Genomic DNA, 17,417 nt, shown 5'->3' with positions numbered 1-17,417 from the left:
GGCCGTGGCCTCACTGTTGCGGGGTCGGTTGCAACGGCGGCAGTGCTTGCGGTGGCTGCTGGGGTGGCGGGTTCACCGGCGGGGTGGTGAGCGGGTCGGCCAGCGAACGCACGGGCGGCAGGCCTTCGCGGTTCGGTGGGAAAGTGCCCGGCGGCGCCTGGGGCGGCATCACCGGTGCTTCGTTCACGCCCAGCACGCTGCTTTGGCGTGGCTGCGAGTCTTTCTGCACCGAGCGCATGAGTTCGTAGCGGTCCAGCGCGAGGGTGCTGGTTTCGCGCGCGTCACGCATCACCACGGGGCGCAGAAAGACCATCAGGTTGGTCTTGCGGCGCGAACGCGTTTCGCTGCGGAAAAGGCCGCCGAAGAAAGGCACGTCGCCCAGGCCGGGCACCTTCTCCTGGTTGCCGGCGTACTCGTCCTGCAGCAGGCCGCCCAGAACCACGACCGCGCCGTCGTCGACCAGCACGGTCGATTCGATGGTGCGCTTGTTGGTGATCAAGCCGGTGGAGGAGTTGATGGACGACGGCACGACGTTGCTGACCTCCTGGTAGATGGTCATCTTGATGGTGCCGTTCTCGCTGATCTGCGGCTTCACGCGCAGCGTGAGGCCCACGTCCTTGCGCTCGATGGTCTGGAACGGGTTGACAGAGCCTTCGTTGGCGCCGGTGTTGGTGAACTGGCCGGTCACGAACGGCACGTTCTGGCCGATCACGATCTTGGCTTCCTCGTTGTCCAGCGTGAGCAGGTTCGGTGTGGAGAGGATGTTGCCGTCGCCGTTTTCCTGCAGGAAGCGCGCCAGGAAGCCCAGCACATACACGCCGTTGGTGCGGCGCGCGAGGCCGAAGTTGGCGCCGGTGGCGGGCGTGGCGTTGCCTTGCGCGAGTTCGATGATGTTGCGCCCGGCGGTGCCGAAGTTGGTCCCGAGCAGGCCGATGACGCGGTCGCCGTTGCTGCCCAGCGCGCCCTGCCACTGGATCCCGAACTCGGCCGCCTTCTCGGCATTGACTTCGGCGATCAGGCTTTCCACGTACACCTGCGCGCGGCGCGAATCGAGCTGGTCGATCACGGCGCGCAACTGGCGGTATTGCGGCTCGGACGCGGTGATGATGAGCGAGTTGGTCGCGGGGTCGGCCTGGATCTGGCCGCCGGTCGAGGGTGCCGCGCTGGGCGACACCGCGGCCGTGGACGCGTTGCTGGCGCCGCCATTGAGGCCGCTGGTGGGCGTGACGGAAAGCGTTGAGCGGCCGATGCTGGCACTGCCGCCCCCGCTCGCCCCGGTGATGCCCGAGAGCCCACCGCTGCCCGAGGATTCGCTGGCGATCGCCGCGCGCAGCGTGGTGGCGAGCGAAACCGCATCGGCGTTCTTCAGATACACCACGTGGATGTTGCCGCTCACGTTCTGCGACGAGGGCTGGTCCAGCTTGATCACCAATGCGCGCACCAGTGCCACGCGTGCCGGGTTGGCCGCGCGCAGCACCAGGCTGTTGCTGCGCGGTTCGGCCACGATCGTGGTCTTGTACGAGGGGTCGGCCTGCGCCGCCCCACCGCCGCCCGCGGTGGACGGGTCGACCAGGCGCGTGACCAGCGCCGCCAGATCGGCGGCCACCGCATGCTGCAGCGGAATGACTTCCACGTCGGTCGCGCCCGCCACGTCGAGCGCGGCAATGATGCGGCCGATGCGCTGCAGGTTGTCCGCGTAGTCGGTGATGACCAGCGAGTTGTTGCCGGGGTTGACGTTGATGGTGTTGTTCGGCCCGATCAGAGGGCGCAGCACCGGAATGAGGTTGTTGGCCGATTCGTGGTTGAGCCGGAAGATCTGTGTGACGACGGTGTTGGAAGCCGGCAGGCTCGACACCGGGCCGGCGCTCACCACATTGCCTTGCAGCTTCGCGTCGGCCTCAGGGACGATCTTGTAGAGGCCGCCGGTGTCGACGATCGAAAAGCCCTGCAGGCGCAGCACGGCCGCGAACTGGTTGAGCGCGGCCGTGGGCGAGACCGGCCGTTCGGTGGACAGATTGACCGTGCCCTTGACGCGTGGATCGACCACGACGTTGCGCCCGGTGATGGTGGCCATGGTGCGGGCCACCGATTCGATCTCGGCGCCCACGAAGTTGAGCACGACCGGCTCACTGGCCGCGCGCGCGCTGGTTTGAGAAATGCCGTTTCCCGATGCCAGGCACAGCGCGAGCGCCAGGGCCGTGAGCGCACCACCGTGGGCGATGCGGCCGGGGGCGGCTCGGAGGGGGGTCGGTTTCATGATCGGATCGTATCCCGAAGTGTGGTGAATGGGCATGCCGCGTCAGCCGAAACTGAGCAGCGAGCGCGAGCCTTGCCGTCGGCCCATGATGTTGAGCAGGTTGCCCAGTGCGGTCTCGGCCCCGGCTTCGGCCTCGGCGGTGCCCTGGAAGCGCAGCCGCCCGCCGACCCAGCTGCCGGCGCCTTCGAGCTTGAGCGCACCGCCGAGGGTGTGCAGGTCCAGTGTGGTGGTGTTGCCGTCGGCCTCGGCGCGCATGGTCATGCGGTAGCTGCCCAGCGGGCGCAGGGTCGACAGGCGGGACGCCACTTCGAGGGCTTCGACGGTGGCCTCGCCCTGCAGGCTGGTGCGGCCTTGGTCCCAGCGCAGCGTCATGCCCTCGGTCTGCAGCGCGAGCTGGCCTTCCACGCGCAGGGTGTTCCAGGGCGTGCCCAGCCCGGCGAGCAATTCGGCCGGCCACAGGCTGGTGGATTTGGCGATGCGCAGTTCGGCCCCGCCCAGACGGGGAACGAAGGTGAGGTCCATGGGTGCGGGCGTGCAGCAGGGCGCTTCGAGCCGCAGCGCCGCCGCCGGCCGCCCCGACACCAGTGTGGGCGCCAGTTGCCACAACATGCCCTGTGGCAGCGCGGTCTGGGTGCGGCTGCCTTCGCCGCCGGTGAACACCACGTCGGCCTGACCGTTCCACACCGTGCCGCGCGCGTTGAGCAACTGCAACTGGCCGTTGGTGGCCGAGGTCACGCCGCTGGCCAGCCAGCGCGCGGGTGCGAAGGCGATCAAGGCCACGCACAGGCCGATCAGGCCGCCGATCCATGCCAGGCGCACAGGCCAGTTGCCGTTCATGGCGTGCCGCCCAGACCTGGGCCGGTCAGCAACAGCGTGCCGCTCCATCCGGGGCTGCCCGGTTCGCGGGTGATCTGGCTCTCCAGTGGCAGCAGGCGGGCATTGATGCGCACTTGCGACAACCACTGGGCCAGCGCCGCGGGCGGCGTGTTGCGCAGGGTGACCGTGGCACGGTCGCCCAGCACGGACAGCTGCGCCGTGTCGCCCAGGGCATGGGTGGCGGTTTCGAGCGCGCGCAGGACTTCGTCGCGACCGGGTGGCTGCGTGCTGCTCTGGCCGCGCACGGCTTCGGCGGTGGCAGCCAGGCGCTGCATTTGCGCGAGCTGCGCGTCCGCCTTGGCATGGCGTGTCGGCGCTTGTTGCAGCGCGCTGATGGCGGGCGCGACGGCCAGCCACCACAGCAGGCCCAGGCCGATGACCCAGGCGGCGACGGTGACCGCGGTGCGCTCGCGTGCGGACAGGCGCGACAACGCGGTGGACAGCGCCAGCGTGAGCCGCGCGATGGGGGAGGTGGATGAGGTGGTGGCCACGGTGTTCTTCGTCCCGGTTCAGAGTTCCGAGGGCCGCAGGGCCAACTCGTTGCCGTTGAAACGCGCGCGCCAGCCGCTTTGTTCGAGCGTCTGCTGTAGCGCGCGCAACTGGTCTTCGGTGGCACGCCAGCCCGAAAAGCGGCCTTCGCCGCCGCCGTACGCAATGGCCGAGGGCGTGAGCGCGTCGCCTGCCGCGGCCTGGTCGACGGCGGCGAGCAGGGTTTCCAGATCACCGGCGGAGAGCGCCCCGCTGGCCTGCTGCAGGCGCGCGACCTCGCGCTGCATCTGCACCGGCGCGTCGAGCACCACGCTCACCTGCGGAAAGGTCTTCTGCAGCGTCTGCGCGACGGCTTGTTGCTTGTCCTTGAGCACGCTGCGTTCGTGCCAGGCGGCGACGTTCAAGCCCACGAGCTGCACACCGAGCAAGGCCGCGAAGCCCCAGCGTGCCGGGCGCCATGCCGGGGCGTTGCGCCATTGCCGCCAACTGCGCTTGAGCCGTTGGCCGCGCCGTGCGCCCGCCGACAGACTCAGGTCGAACTGTGCGAGGTTCCATTCGGACTGGGCACACCGCAGCAACCAGGCCGGCAGGGTGACCAGTTCGAAGCGCTGCTGCAGCACCTGTTCGGCCTGTTGAGCCACCGTGGGGTCGGCCAGCCAGACGTCGAATTCGCCGGGTGCGCCGGGCGCGTCGCTGGCCATGGGCATGAGTGCGCTGACCACCATGTCCGCGGCGGTGCCATTGCCCAGCGGCGTTTCGCGCACCGGTGTGCAGCTCACGCCCAGCAGGCCGGCGCTGGCCAGCCAGGTCTGGCCGTTTTCGTTGTACGCCCAGTGGATGTTGGAGGGGATGTCGAGGGCGAAGCTGCGCGAGGCGCCGGGCAAGGCCCCAGGGGCTTCGGAGGGCACCAGCGGCCACAACCCGGGGGCGATGCGGCCCACCGGACGGTTGGCGGCCTCCAGCGCTTGCAGCCAGCCGCGCAGCCAGCGCTTTTCGCACGCGGCGACCCACACCGTCTGACCCGAGCGGCCCCCGGGCTCCAGGGCAAAGTGCAGTTCGGCCGTGTCGTTCAGCAGGCGGTCTTCGAGCAGGCCGTCGAGCGCGGCGCGCAGCCGCGCCTGGGCCACCTTGGGCAGGGCCACGCGGTGCCAGGACACCGCGCGCGGTGGCAGCACCAGCACCACATCGTCGTTGCGCGGCAGCAGCGCGGCGGCGCACTGGCCATGGTCGGTGATCTGCTGGCCATTGCTGGACACCGCCCAATCGAAGAGAGCGGTGGGCCCCGCGACGGGCGCGGCGGAAAAGTCCGAGGGGGTGACGATCAGCACGGTGACCCAGTCATGCGAAAGTGTTGCAGGGGGCGAGAGTGCACCATTCTAGTTACTCGGCATGACGTTGAGGGGGCCCTGCACAACCCGCGTGGCGGGAATGCGCCACGCTGCCTTATGGCCTGGCGAAACGCTCGCGCCAGTTCACGCGCACGTCCAGGTTGTTGCGCACCACGAGCGACCGTTCTTCAATGACGGTGTTGTCCAGCCGCAGGCGGCCGCGCACCTCGAAATGGTCGCTGCGCACGCCGTGGTACAGGTCGGACAGCTGGCCCTTCAAGTCGGGCACGGCCGCGCTCGCATCGGCCAGGCTCTTGAAGGGCTCGCGATCGCGCGCGGCGACGAGTTGGCGCGCCTGTGCCAGATCCAGGCCGGGCACGCTGGCGGACATCGCCTGTGCGCTGGCCGTGTTGAGGTTGAGGGTGGTGCGGCTGGGCAGCACGGTCACGTGCATCTCCAGCGCGGCCAGGCTGGCGCGGCCGATGCCCAGCCAGCCCAGTTGGGAGAACTTCTTCGGGATCAGGGCGGTGCGCGAGGGCAGCGGGTCGCTCAGCGCCAGCGCCATGGTCGTGCGCAACTCGTTGGCGGCGGCGTTGAGTTCCGAAGTGGGCAGACCCAGGAGTTCATAGAGCCGGGTGAAGCTGCGCAGGTCGGCCTCGGACAGCTCCACCTTGCCTTGCGAGCCGCTGCCCACCGTGCGCACGAGGTTGAGGAAGTTCATGCGCGATTGCATGTCGACCACTTCGCCGGAGAGGAAGGCCGCCAGCACGTTGTCGGTGTTGTTGTTCTTGTCGGCCGCGAGGAAGCTCGAGAGGCGTGCCTCTTCCAAGGGCGTGGCCCAGGGTTCGCCCAGGTGGTCGGCGTTGCCGCTGGTCTGGTTGTCGCGCGCATCCTCGCGCAGGATCAGGCGCGCCCAGTCCAGCGCGCCGGTGAGAATCCAGCCGGCCTGCACGCGCTGTCGCTCGGCCTGCTCGACCTCGGCGGCGCGCCACTGTTGCCACAGGGCGGCGGCCGCGAGCGTGGCCACGAGCGTGACCACCAGCATGGCGAGCAACAGCGCCGCGCCGGCCTGACGCCGCGGTCCGATCCGCTTCACCGGCCGGCCTCCAGGGTCGGGCGCACCCAGTCGCGCACCAGGTTGCCATGCAAGCCTTCGCCCGTGCCCAGCACGAGTTCCAGGCGCACGCCATTGGGCATGCCGCTGGACGCGGGCGTGGTTTCCACCCCCCCGACAGGCTCCTCGTTGCCGGTGGATGACTGCGGATTGCCCCAGGTTTCACCGCGGTGGTAAAACAGCCGCCAGTTGTCGATGCCCAGCAAGGCAATGGCGCTGTCGGTGCCCGGGTTGCCGGTTTGCGAGGGCAGGGCTCCGCGCCCCCATTCGGCCGCCCTTTGCCAGGCGCGCGCCAGTTCATCGCGCCGCAACAGCGGCCCCGATTGCCAGCGCACCCATTGCCCGCTGGCGCTGCTGCTCGACGAAATGATGGGCAGGCCTGCCAGGGCCACGCCGGTCAGGCGTGCCCAGGCGACCACGCGAATGCCGCGGCTGTCCAGGCCGGTCTCTGCGCTGTCGCGCCGCGTCATGCGCAACACCTGGCCGTTGAAGTCCAAGGGGTTCACCTCACCGGTGTCGATCAGGGCATCCAGGTCCGTCGCCCATTGGCCCATCGCCGCCTGCATGCGCAGCAAATCGTCGGCGCGCTGCTGCGTGAGGGTCTGGGTGCGCGTCATGCCGTCCAGCGAGCGCCAGCTCAGCAGTGCCAGCATGGACATGACGACGATCGCCACCAGCAGCTCGATCAGGGTGAAGCCGCGCGAGCGGCGCAGCGGGGGGCGGTCCATCAGTACCGCCCCATGATGGTCGACAGGGTCAACAGGCGCACGCGCGTGCCGTCGACCGCTGCCGCGACCACCGCATCGACCCGCATGAAGTTCGGGTTCGGCGTGGGCAGCACCGAGAGATGCACCTGCATCTCGCGCCCGGCCTGCACACAGGTCGCGTCGCTCTCGCCGGTGCCAGGCAACTGGCGTTGCAGCCGCAGCCGCGTGAGTTCGTTTTCGGCGCAGAGCTGCGCCAGCCATTGGTCGCTTTGCCGCCCTGCGGCGCGCGTCAGCGCACCCGTGGCTTGCAGGCCCGTCGACAAGGTGATGGCGACCACCGCAAGCGCCACCAGCACCTCGATCAGGGTGAAGCCGCGTGACGGGCGTTTCATGGCGGCGGGCCGAGCACGGCAAAAGGCGAAAGCCCATCGGTGCCCAGTGTGATCCTGCGCTCGCCTTGCGCCAGCACGACGCGCTGGGCGGGAATGAGCGGCTCAGGCCCGAGCACCAGCGACTGCGCGCCCGGCGGTTGGATCACGATGGCCTGGGTGTCCTCGTTCAACCAGGCACGGGCGCTGGTGGGCGCGCCTGTGCCCGTTGCCTGGGGCAGTCCGATGAATTCGAAACCCTGGGGCAGGCCGCGCCAGACCACCGGCAAGCCGCTGGTGCGCGATTGTGCGCGCGCCGATTCGAGCATCGCCGACAGCCGCAGGCCTTCGCGCTCCAGCCGCGTGGCTGCGCTGTCGCGCATGGCCAGGCCCACGCCAGCGGTGCCGATGGCGACAATCACCAGCACCACCATCAACTCAAGCAGCGTGAAGCCGCGCGACTTCATGGCCATGGATCGCCTTCAGATCATTGCCAACTGCCGATATCAGCGTCCTTGCCTTCGCCCCCGGCCTGGCCATCGGCGCCGAGCGAGAGCACGTCCACTTCGCCCTTGAGCCCGGGGTTGATGTACTGGTAAGGACGGCCCCATGGGTCGGCGGGCAGCTTGTCCAGGTACGGGCGCCAATTGGGTGGCGTGGGCCCGGCCGATGGCTTGGCGATCAGGGCATTGAGGCCTTGTTCTCCCGTTGGGTAGCGCTGGTTGTCGAGCCGGTACAGCTTGAGCGCCTGCATGAGGTTGTTGACGTCGGTTTTGGCGGCGGTCACGCGGGCGTCGTCGGCGCGGTCCAGCACGTTGGGCACGATCAACGCTGCGAGCACACCGATGATGACCAGCACCACCATGAGCTCGATCAGGGTGAAGCCGCGCTGAACGGTGCGCCAGGCTCGGGAGGTGGAGAGGGGGGGTAGGTGTGGCATGCAATCTCCCGCAAACGGGGCCTGAGATGGCCTTGAAGAACAGGCCGGGAAACACGGTGGTCGATCATAATGCGCGCATGAAGAAGAAGGTTCCCGCGTTCGGACATTCCGGCTTTCTCACGGAAAGCCCAGCGGCACTGATGACCGCTGGGGGCCGTGCGCCCACGGTGGCCGCAGGGCTGTTGTGGCTGGCGGCGGGACTGAGCGCGGGTTACTGGGTGTTGTCGGTCTGGGGCCAGTCGCCGGTCACCCCGGTGTCCGGGACACTGTTGCAGGTGACGGCCGATTCGGCGGCGGTGGCCCGCACGCTGGGCGCGTTGCCCGAGGCCACCGTGGCCAGCGCAGCGCCCGCCGCGCCGCCGCGTTACAACCTGCTGGGCGTGGTGGCGGTGGGCTCGCGAGACGGCGCGGCGCTCATCGCGGTGGACGGCCAGCCGCCGCGCCCCTACCGCGTGGGTGCGCCGCTGGATGGTGGCCTTGTGTTGCAGGCCGTCACGCGGCGCTCGGTTCGGTTGGGCACCGCCCTGGAAGCGCCCACCACGGTGGAGCTGACCTTGCCCGAAGAGGCCAAGCGATCCTGAGGCCCGGGCCGTCTCAACGTTCCAGCAAGGCTTGAGCGGCCAGCAGCAGGGGCCAGGCCATCAAGGCGCCCGTGCCTTGGCCAAGGCGCATGCCCAGATCCAGCAGCGGTTGCGCCTGCAGGTGGATCAGCATCAGACGGTGGCCCAACTCCCCGGAGCGGTGGCTGAACACCAGATAGTCGGCCGCTGCGGGAACCAGGCCTCGCGCCACCAGCGCTGCGGCACCCGCCACATACCCGTCGACCAGGACCACGCGCCGCTCGCTGGCAGCCTGGAGAATGGCCCCCGTCATCATGGCGATCTCGAACCCACCCAGTGCCGCGAGCGAATCCAGCGGACCCAAGGCCTTTCGGTGCCGGCCTGCGGCGGCCGACAGCTTCTCGATCCGTTGCTCCAGCCCGATATCGCTCAGGCTCTCGCCCTGAAAGTCGTCTCGCCCGCAGGCGTCGGCCAGCGGCACGCCGCACAGGCGGGTCAGCAGCAAGGATGCGCTCACGGTGTTGGCCACGCCCACGTCACCGAGCGCGATCACATTGCCAGGCAAGTGGCGCACCACGTCCATGCCGGCATGCAATGCCGAAATGGCCTGCATCTGGGACATGGCAGGCCCGAGCAACTGGTTGCGCGTGCCATAGCCGATCTTGCGCAACAGCAGCGGCACCTTGCGCCGAGCGTCTTCGGGCAGTGCGATGTGCGAGGCCACGCCGGCGTCCACCACCGTCACGTCAAATCCATGCAGTTGCGCCAAGGCGCTCACCGGCGCGGCGCCCAGCAGCAACTGCATCACATGCTCGCAGGTCATGGACTGGGGCAAGTGGGACATGCCTTCGTCAGCGATGCCATGGTCGGCCGCGAATACCACCAATTGCGGCGAGTCAAAGGCCAGCAGATCGAATGGCAGCGGGCTTCCATGCTGGATGCGCGCGAGTTGCAGCACCAGTTGCTCCATGCGCCCCAGCACGTGCTCTGGAAATCCGTCCGGCATGAGGCGCTGGCGCACGGTGTGGTCCAGCATCGTGTCGTGGGTCGGTGTGATGTGGGGCAGCTTGAGTTCGGCCGGCAACTCGGGCACGCGGCGGGTGATCGGCTCGAAGACGGGGTCAAGTGCCATGGTGCGTTCAACTCTTCAGGAACAGGCGATACACCGGATTGTCCGTTTCCTCGACGTACGGGTAACCCAGCGTGTCCAGGAATTTGCCGAACGCCTTGTGGTCCTTCTGCGGAACCTGCAGGCCGACCAGAATGCGCCCGTAGTCGGCACCCTGGTTGCGGTAGTGGAACAGACTGATGTTCCATCCGGGCCGAAGCAGACTGAGAAACTTCAGCAACGCTCCCGGACGCTCGGGAAAGACGAAGCGCAGCAGGCGCTCGTCCTGCGCCAGCGGCGAATGGCCGCCCACCATGTGCCGGATGTGCTCCTTCGCCAACTCGTCGTGCGTGAGGTCCAGCGTTTCGAAACCGTGCTTGATGAGATAACCGGCGATCTTGGCCGACTCGCCCTTGCCATGGGTCGTCAGCCCCACGAACACATGGGCCTGACTGCCATCGTGGATGCGGTAGTTGAACTCGGTCACGTTGCGCGCACCACCCGGCAATTCACCGATCACTTCGCAGAAGCGCCGGAAACTGCCGCGTTCCTCGGGAATCGTGACGGCAAACAGCGCCTCGCGCTCCTCGCCCACCTCGGCGCGTTCGGCGACGAAGCGCAGCCGGTCGAAATTCATGTTGGCGCCGCACAGAATCGCGGCATAGGTCTCCCCGCGTGTTTTGTGTGTGGCGACGTACTGCTTGATGGCCGCTACCGCCAGCGCGCCGGACGGCTCGACAATGCTGCGCGTGTCCACGAACACATCCTTGATGGCGGCACACACCGCGTCGGTATCGACGGAGATGAATTCGTCGACCAGATCCCGCGCGATGCGGAAGGTTTCTTCACCCACGAGCTTGACGGCAGTGCCATCGGCAAACAGTCCCACGTCGGGCAGCGTCACGCGCGCACCGCCCTGCACCGACTGGAGCATGGCGTCCGAGTCGTGGGTCTGAACGCCGATGACCTTGATCTCGGGGCGGACCGCCTTGATGTAGTTGGCCACGCCGGCGATCAGGCCACCGCCGCCGATGGCCACGAACACGGCGTCGAGATGGTCGGAGCCCAGGCTCTGGAGCTGGCGCAGAATCTCCATCGCGATCGTGCCCTGGCCGGCGATCACATCCGGATCGTCGAAGGGATGCACGAACGTGAGGCCCTGCTTTTTTTGCAGGGTCAGCGAATGGGTGTAGGCGTCGGAATAGCTTTCGCCATGCAGCACCACTTCGCCGCCAAATCCGCGCACCGCATCGACCTTCACCTGGGGCGTGGTGGTCGGCATCACGACCACCGCTCGCGTGCCCAGCTTGCGTGCACCGAGCGCGACACCTTGGGCGTGATTGCCGGCAGAGGCGCAGATCACGCCCTTTTTCAATTGTTCGGGAGACAGGTGCGCCATCTTGTTATAGGCACCCCGCAGCTTGAAGCTGAAGACCGGTTGCTGGTCTTCGCGCTTGAGCAACACCGTGTTGCGCAGGCGGCGGCTGAGGTCCGTCGCGGTTTCCAGTGGGGACTCCACTGCGACGTCATACACCCGCGCAGTCAGAATCTTTTTCAGGTAGTCGGATGGCCCCATTTGGGTGAGCGGCGATGCACTCGTTGATTGACGTTGTGATGGGGGACGGGCAGACGTTGATGGCATGTTGATCCTCGGCGCACATCATATCGAGGGCGAAAAAAAGCCCGGTCTGGCAGAACCGGACCGGGCTTAAATCCACCCGTGGAGGGTAGAGGAGACAACCGAAAATACAATGACGCGAGTATAGCGCGTTCATGCTGCATCGCAACAATGTGAGCAGCATTTCTATGATTTTTAGAGCGCCTGCCCCAAATCCGTTGCTTATTTCACACGACAGGACACACCATGGAATGCACCGTCACCTGGACCGGCTCGGCCGGCACCCGCTCGCAAATGGGCTTCATTGCCGAGACGGGGACGGGCCACGTGATCGCCATGGATGGCGCGCCCGATGCCGTCAAACCTGAGAATGGCGGTGCCAACCTGGCGCCCCGCCCCATGGAAACCGTGCTGGCTGGCACGGGCGGATGTACCGCTTACGACGTGGTCCTCATCCTCAAACGTGGCCGGCACGACGTGCGGGCTTGCTCAGTCAAGCTGACCACCGAGCGCGCGCAGACGGATCCCAAAGTGTTCACCAAGATTCACATGCACTTCAGCGTCACGGGCAAGCGCATTCCGAATGCGGCTGTGGAACGCGCCATTGTCATGAGCCACGACAAATACTGCTCGGCCAGCATCATGCTCGGGAAAACCGCCGACATCACCACCAGTTTCGAATTGCTCGAAGCCTGATGGCCCTTGTTGAGCGTGCCGCTCAGATGCGGTGCGCCACGGTCGTCATGACCTTCGCGGCCAGGCGCATCAGGGCCTTCGCGGCGCGTGGCAGCTCCACTGCGCCTGCGTGCTGGGCCTCGCGTGCATGTCGGGCTTCGTCGTCCTTCATCTGCGCCACGATCGCCCGAGAGGCTTGATCCGTGGCTGGCAGGCGGTCCATGTGGCTTGCGAGGTGTGCCTCCACCTGGCGCTCGGTTTCCACGACAAAACCGAGGCTTACGCCTGTTCCCAGGCGCCCCGCCGCCAAACCCAAGCCGAACGCGCCGGCATACCAGAGCGGGTTGAGCAGCGAAGGCCGCGCGCCGAGCTCCTTGAGACGCGTCTCTGTCCATGCCAGGTGATCGGTCTCCTCGCGCCCAGCGGCCTCCAATTGCAAGGCCAGAGCCTCATCGGGTGCTTTGCCCGAGCCGCGCGGCCAACGCGCTGCGAGCGCTTGCGCGGTGTACAGCGCCTGCGCGCACACCTCCCCGACGTGGTTGACGCGCATCAACGCCCCCGAAAGTTGTTTTTCGCTCGCACTGAGCTCAGCATCGGTGGCCCGCTCCGGTAGTGTGGGGCAGCCACGAGAAGCTTTCGGACTCACGAACAAGGTACGAAGTGCCGCATCGGCGGTGATCAACAAAACATCGGTCGGTGTGCGCATGGCAATGCAAGCTCAAGAATTCGTCGAATGCCATCCTGCCACGGTTTGTCTGAAGACCGGTCGTTGGGTTCGTTGGGGTACAGGATGTTTGGACGTCCGGGTAAACACCGACTTCGTGGCAGGCGTGCAACGGATGCACCGTTGTAACGGCGCAAATACATCCATCAACATGGCGTATGGGGAAACTTTCTGATGCAATTGGCGCAGCTTCCTGAACGGAAGTTGGCTCGTCGGCCAAGACCTGCGGCCCTCATCAACCCTTGGAGAAAACTTCCATGAAAAAGACCCTGATCGCTTTGGCCGCCGTGGCAGCCACCAGCGCCGCATTCGCACAATCCTCCGTGACCCTGAGCGGCACCGTTGACGTCGGCCTCGAAGACCGTGGCGGCCAAGTCAGCCCGCTGGAAATGACTTCCAGCCGCCTCGGCACCAGCCACTGGGCAGTGTCTGGTACGGAAGACCTGGGTGGTGGTCTTAAGGCTATCTTCAAAATTGCGACCTCTTTCGACGCCAGCACTGGCACCACTGCGGGCAACGTTTTGGGTAACAACGACATGTGGGTGGGCCTGCAAGGTGGTTTCGGTACCCTGAAGCTGGGCCGTTCTTTCAACCCCACCTTCAACCTGGCCTTGACCGCGAACAGCACCAAGGGCGTGACTGGCTACCAAACGCGTAGCAACACCCTGTTCACCAACGGCGTGTACGTGGACAACCAAATTCTGTACACGACGCCGAACTTTGGTGGTTTCAGCGGACAGATTTCCTACGCGCCTTCTGAAGCTGCTGGTGTGAACGCACACCGTGGTTTTGGTGTTTCGTACGCCAATGGTCCTCTGGCTGTGAACTTCGCTTACTCGAAGAATGTGGGTCAGGTAGCCCCTGGCATCACGTCTTTGCGTCTGCTTGCTGCTTCGTACAACTTCGGCCCAGCCAAGCTGCTCTTCTCGTATAACGACCGCGCCAATGTGGCGTCGGATGCCGACAACGACTGGGCATTGGGCGTGACCGCTCCTGTCGGCCCCGGCGAATTGTGGGCTTCTTATGACCGTAGCGAAGCTGGTGCAGGCACCACCCGTGTGATCCACGGTGGCTACAAGTACTTCCTGAGCAAGCGCACTACGGCCTATGTGAACATCGGCAACAAGAAGAATGCTCAGCAAGGCTTTAACGGTTCGCCAGTTGGCAAGGCCATCACCGGCTGGGGCGTGGGTCTGGCCCACAACTTCTGATCTTACGCTGGCCTAGTGCCAGCAGCTTGATCAGCGGCAAAGCCGCCTGTTCGCAAGAACAGGCGGCTTTTTTCTTTCAAGCGACGTGTTCTTGAATGCGCCGGGCGGGTATGAACTTGTTGCACCACGGCAACGAACGCTGCAAAGTCTGCGCCCTTTTTTGGGGCTTACCCTAGGTTTCCCGGTCTTTCCCCCTAACATCCAACTGTCAGTTTTTTCTAACTTGTGGTGTGTCACCGCAATATTCTTAAGGAAGTAACCATGAAAAAATCCCTGATTGCACTGGCAATTCTCGGCTCCGTGGCCGGTGTGGCCCAGGCCCAGTCCAGCGTGACGCTGTATGGTCTGGCAGACGTGTGGGTCGGCCGTCAAAAGATTGACTTTCCTGGCGTGGGCTCCACGTCGGTGACGGGCGTGAATTCTGGCGGTTTGGCCACCAGCCGTTTCGGCCTTCAAGGCACGGAAGACCTGGGTGGTGGTTTGAAGGCCATCTTCAAGCTGGAGCAAGGTTTCAACGCCGACACCGGTACCGCGCAAGTGGGCGGCACCGCTTTCGAGCGCCAGTCCTGGGTCGGTCTGGAAGGTGGCTTCGGTACCGTTCAGTTCGGTAACATCTGGTCGGCTTTCGACGATGTGTACGCCATCGGCAATTCGGTGTTTGACTCGCTGGCGTTCTCGCCTTCCTATGGCACGCTGAGCGTGGCCGCCTATGTGGACAAGCCGCGCAACGGCATGCGCTACACCTCGCCGAGCTTCGGTGGCGTGAGCTTTGCCGTGTCGCACAGCCTGGATGAAGTGGCTGGCGTGAGCAACGATCAAACCGACTTCAATGTGCAATATGCCGGCGGCCCGCTGACCGTGGCTTTCGCTTACCAGCTGCTCAATGACGCTGTTGCCGTTGGTACCGACGCCAAGGCCATGTACCTGACGGGTTCGTACGACTTTGGCGTTGCCGTGCTGAAGGGTGGCGTGGGTCAAACCCGCAACTTCTTCGACACGAAGACCAAAGACTGGCAAATCGGCGCGGACTTCCCGCTGTCTTCTGCTCTGACGCTGTCGACGGGCTATGCCCGCTCCAAGGATGAGCCGACCGACTTCAAGCGCACGGCCTTCTCGGTGGGTGCTTTGTACACCCTGTCCAAGCGCACGGCGACTTATGCCGGCTTCAAGCGCCAAAAGGGTGAAGACGCTGCCGGCACCACGACCGCTCGCGTCACCACCTTCGGTGTTGGCCTGCAACACAAGTTCTGATCTCCGTACCTCGGAATACCGATCAGCAAAAAGCCACCCGGCATGCCGGGTGGCTTTTTTTCGTTGTGCGCCCAGCATGGGCGCACTTCTGCGGGTGCAAGTCCCGCCCCGAGTTGGTCACGGCGAGTGAAGCGAAGCGCAACCGATGGCTATGCCGGAGTGAGAAGTCAGCAGAGGCCGTAGTAGCGCGAGCCGGGGTCGATGAGGCCAGAAGGCGAGCACGAAGGGCCGAACGAGAGTGAGTGACCCAAGGACACGAGGGATGCCAAAGGCCATGCGTCAGATGCCGGAGCGATCCGGGCGGGTGGGCGTAGCGCACGGTGAAGCCGTGGGCGATCCCATCAGCGACGAAGCCCGAGGCCCGCCTCGTGAGCACCGGGGCGCGGCCAAGAGCGTGGTGGCAAGCGCACGGGCGCGCAAGGCCATGGACGACCTCAAGGCCCGCATCCGACAGCACACGCGCCGCTCGGGCGGACGCAGCCTGGAGCAGGTAGTGGAGAAGTTGAGGCCCTATCTGCTCGGCTGGGGGGCGTACTTCGGGGTGGCGCAGACGCTCAAGGTCTGGCGTGAGCTGGACAAGTGGATGCGCCACCGATTGAGGGCGGTCCAGCTCAGGCATTGGAAGCGGGGCGCGAAGATCTACCGAGAACTCAAGGCACGCGGGGTGACGCACGACGTTGCAAAGCAGGTGGCGGCCAATGGCCGGCGCTGGTGGCGCAACAGTGCCGAGCTGCTCAACAGCGTGCAGACCATCGCCTGGTTCGATCAACTGGGATTGCCCAGTCTCTCATGACCTCAAGCTCTCGAACCGCCCGGTGCGGATCCGCATGCCGGGTGGTGTGGCAGGGGTGCAGCCTATAAAGGCTGCCCCCTATGCCGATCGTCTGCGACCGCTTTACTTGGTTTTCTTGTCGCTCGGTGTTGCGGCCGTCGGCTTGAACGCTTCGCCATTCACCGTCAACCCCTCCGCCGACAATTTAACCGCGCGCTTGTCGCCAATGCCCGGTACGCGCTGGATCAGATCACCCCAGTTCTTGAACGGCGCCGACTTGCGCGCCTCCAGAATCTTGGTGGATGTGCCCGGCCCGATGCCTTTGATGCTGTCAAGATCGGACACCGTGGCGGTGTTGATGTCGACGGCGGCAAAGCTGGCGGCGGCGAACAGTGACAGCAGGCAAACTAGCGTTTTCTTGAACATGGATTCCTCCGTTGAAACGTTTGTGATGCCATGGGCAGCCTGTTCAATGACCGTCCATGGTCGAAGCCAACCATCGGCCTCGGTCGGCATTGAAGCCTAAGGAATCGGGGTGTATTGAAGTTTGGTGACAAAGGTGTTGGTTCAATCGCGGTTGAGTCCGGATGTGAGGCGTGTTTGAAGAATCTGAAAAGAAGAGTGATCTTTCTGGTCAGCCTGGTTTTCACGGGCGTGGCGTTGATGGGGTGCACTGCGTGGTCTCCGGCGCCGGGCGATGACCCGGCTGAGGATGGAGCAGAGCCCCGCGAGAGGCAGGCTTCGATGGGCGCGCGGTCTGAGGTGCTGGCAGCGGCAAGCCGCCTGTTCTCCACGCCTGCTTCTGAGGTGCCCTGGGAGTCGGTCCGCTTCCCGGGCAAGCGGACTACCGCGTTCGAATCGGTGCAGGTCGCCGGCCGGCCGGCGTTGCGTGTGCGGGCGAACAGCTCCGTCAGCATTCTGCGGCAGCGGTTCGAGCCGTCGCTGGCATCGGTGGGCCGAGTGTCCCTGTCCTGGCGGGTCGATGGCATTCCCCAGGATGCCGACCTGTCGCTTTCCGGCAAGGCGGATTCTCCGGTACGGGTGGTGCTTTCCTTCGAGGGGGACCGTTCGCGCTGGACGCCCAGGAACCACCGTCTCTCTGAAATGAGCCGCTTGGTGACGGGTGAGGAGTTGCCGTACGCCTCGCTGGTTTACGTGTGGAGCGCCAAGGACGCGCCGGGCACCGTTGTGGTGAATCCGCGCACGGACCGCATCCGGAAAGTGGTGCTCGACAGCGGGGTGGCCCATCTGGGGCAATGGCGCGATCACGTGCGCGATGTGCGGGCCGACTTTCGCTTGGCCTTCGGCGAAGATCCGGGCCCGCTTCGCATGGTGGCGGTGATGACGGACACGGACAACACCGGGAGCCAGCTCACGGCATGGTATGGCGCGCTGACGCTTGAACGCGCCCGCGACTGA

Annotated in this window: 19 protein-coding genes; 6 read left to right on the top strand and 13 right to left on the bottom strand. The window is 65.8% G+C overall.

All coding sequences use genetic code 11. From position 1 onward, the window contains the following. Positions 1-10 precede the first annotated feature (10 nt). The 9 genes from gspD to gspG all read right to left on the bottom strand — a co-directional run bounded on the left by gspD (position 11) and on the right by gspG (position 8,079). A complete protein-coding gene (gspD, locus tag F9K07_RS25735; RefSeq protein WP_159596114.1) occupies positions 11-2,257 on the bottom strand; it encodes a type II secretion system secretin GspD in 2,247 nt (748 codons plus the stop codon). Between the two features lie 42 nt (positions 2,258-2,299). Then, positions 2,300-3,094, bottom strand: a complete 795-nt coding sequence (gene gspN / locus F9K07_RS25730; protein WP_159596113.1) for a type II secretion system protein N — start codon at positions 3,092-3,094, stop codon at positions 2,300-2,302. Then, the gene (gene gspM / locus F9K07_RS25725) at positions 3,091-3,624 is read right to left on the bottom strand and encodes a type II secretion system protein GspM (protein WP_236581521.1); all 534 of its coding nucleotides are present in this window, start codon (positions 3,622-3,624) and stop codon (positions 3,091-3,093) included. The genes gspN and gspM overlap by 4 nt, the downstream gene beginning before the upstream one ends. Before the next feature lie 18 nt (positions 3,625-3,642). Continuing rightward, a complete protein-coding gene (gene gspL, locus F9K07_RS25720; protein WP_159596112.1) occupies positions 3,643-4,950 on the bottom strand; it encodes a type II secretion system protein GspL in 1,308 nt (435 codons plus the stop codon). 115 nt (positions 4,951-5,065) lie between these two features. Continuing rightward, positions 5,066-6,046: a type II secretion system minor pseudopilin GspK gene (gene gspK / locus F9K07_RS25715; protein WP_268894729.1), complete on the bottom strand. Its 981-nt coding sequence runs from the start codon at positions 6,044-6,046 to the stop codon at positions 5,066-5,068. Continuing rightward, positions 6,043-6,792 carry a PulJ/GspJ family protein gene (locus F9K07_RS25710; protein WP_159596111.1) on the bottom strand — a complete coding sequence of 250 codons (750 nt, stop codon included), beginning with the start codon at positions 6,790-6,792 and terminating at the stop codon, positions 6,043-6,045. The genes gspK and F9K07_RS25710 overlap by 4 nt, the downstream gene beginning before the upstream one ends. Continuing rightward, a complete protein-coding gene (gspI, locus tag F9K07_RS25705) occupies positions 6,792-7,163 on the bottom strand; it encodes a type II secretion system minor pseudopilin GspI (RefSeq protein WP_159596110.1) in 372 nt (123 codons plus the stop codon). The genes F9K07_RS25710 and gspI overlap by 1 nt, the downstream gene beginning before the upstream one ends. Beyond that, positions 7,160-7,612: a prepilin-type N-terminal cleavage/methylation domain-containing protein gene (locus F9K07_RS25700; RefSeq protein WP_159596109.1), complete on the bottom strand. Its 453-nt coding sequence runs from the start codon at positions 7,610-7,612 to the stop codon at positions 7,160-7,162. Before F9K07_RS25700 ends, gspI begins: the two co-directional genes overlap by 4 nt. A gap of 14 nt (positions 7,613-7,626) precedes the next feature. Beyond that, positions 7,627-8,079 (bottom strand): type II secretion system major pseudopilin GspG, encoded by a 453-nt coding sequence (gene gspG / locus F9K07_RS25695; protein ID WP_159596108.1) that lies wholly within the window; start codon positions 8,077-8,079, stop codon positions 7,627-7,629. 77 nt (positions 8,080-8,156) lie between these two features. On the opposite strand from gspG, the gene F9K07_RS25690 reads away from it, so the two are divergent. Beyond that, on the top strand, positions 8,157-8,660 hold the full coding sequence (locus tag F9K07_RS25690; protein ID WP_236581520.1) for a type II secretion system protein N: 504 nt from the start codon (positions 8,157-8,159) through the stop codon (positions 8,658-8,660). Between the two features lie 13 nt (positions 8,661-8,673). On the opposite strand, the gene F9K07_RS25685 is transcribed toward F9K07_RS25690, so the two are convergent. After that, entirely contained in the window at positions 8,674-9,771 is a 1,098-nt protein-coding gene (locus F9K07_RS25685; protein WP_159596107.1) for a nicotinate-nucleotide--dimethylbenzimidazole phosphoribosyltransferase, read from the bottom strand. Between the two features lie 7 nt (positions 9,772-9,778). Next, positions 9,779-11,389, bottom strand: a complete 1,611-nt coding sequence (gene ilvA, locus F9K07_RS25680) for a threonine ammonia-lyase, biosynthetic (protein ID WP_159596106.1) — start codon at positions 11,387-11,389, stop codon at positions 9,779-9,781. Positions 11,390-11,611: 222 nt separating this feature from the next. Between ilvA and F9K07_RS25675 the strand changes: the two genes are divergently transcribed. Then, on the top strand, positions 11,612-12,061 hold the full coding sequence (locus F9K07_RS25675; RefSeq protein ID WP_159596105.1) for an OsmC family protein: 450 nt from the start codon (positions 11,612-11,614) through the stop codon (positions 12,059-12,061). 22 nt (positions 12,062-12,083) lie between these two features. On the opposite strand, the gene coq7 is transcribed toward F9K07_RS25675, so the two are convergent. Then, positions 12,084-12,746: a 2-polyprenyl-3-methyl-6-methoxy-1,4-benzoquinone monooxygenase gene (gene coq7 / locus F9K07_RS25670; RefSeq protein WP_159596104.1), complete on the bottom strand. Its 663-nt coding sequence runs from the start codon at positions 12,744-12,746 to the stop codon at positions 12,084-12,086. A gap of 275 nt (positions 12,747-13,021) precedes the next feature. Between coq7 and F9K07_RS25665 the strand changes: the two genes are divergently transcribed. The 3 genes from F9K07_RS25665 to F9K07_RS25655 all read left to right on the top strand — a co-directional run bounded on the left by F9K07_RS25665 (position 13,022) and on the right by F9K07_RS25655 (position 16,019). Next, positions 13,022-13,975: a porin gene (locus F9K07_RS25665; protein WP_159596103.1), complete on the top strand. Its 954-nt coding sequence runs from the start codon at positions 13,022-13,024 to the stop codon at positions 13,973-13,975. 261 nt (positions 13,976-14,236) lie between these two features. Beyond that, positions 14,237-15,226: a porin gene (locus tag F9K07_RS25660; RefSeq protein ID WP_159596102.1), complete on the top strand. Its 990-nt coding sequence runs from the start codon at positions 14,237-14,239 to the stop codon at positions 15,224-15,226. A 262-nt stretch (positions 15,227-15,488) separates the two neighbouring features. After that, positions 15,489-16,019, top strand: coding sequence for a group II intron maturase-specific domain-containing protein (locus tag F9K07_RS25655; protein ID WP_159596101.1), 531 nt, complete (start codon positions 15,489-15,491; stop codon positions 16,017-16,019). 102 nt (positions 16,020-16,121) lie between these two features. Here F9K07_RS25655 and F9K07_RS25650 read toward each other — a convergent pair whose 3' ends face one another. Next, entirely contained in the window at positions 16,122-16,424 is a 303-nt protein-coding gene (locus tag F9K07_RS25650) for a ComEA family DNA-binding protein (protein WP_159596100.1), read from the bottom strand. 174 nt (positions 16,425-16,598) lie between these two features. On the opposite strand from F9K07_RS25650, the gene F9K07_RS25645 reads away from it, so the two are divergent. Beyond that, positions 16,599-17,417, top strand: a complete 819-nt coding sequence (locus F9K07_RS25645) for a DUF3047 domain-containing protein (protein WP_159596099.1) — start codon at positions 16,599-16,601, stop codon at positions 17,415-17,417.

This window comes from Hydrogenophaga sp. BPS33 (genome assembly GCF_009859475.1).
In the GTDB taxonomy this organism is placed as follows: Bacteria; Pseudomonadota; Gammaproteobacteria; order Burkholderiales; family Burkholderiaceae_C; genus Hydrogenophaga.
Note: the sequence above shows the minus strand (reverse complement) of the source record. Positions and strands in the feature narration are given on the sequence as shown.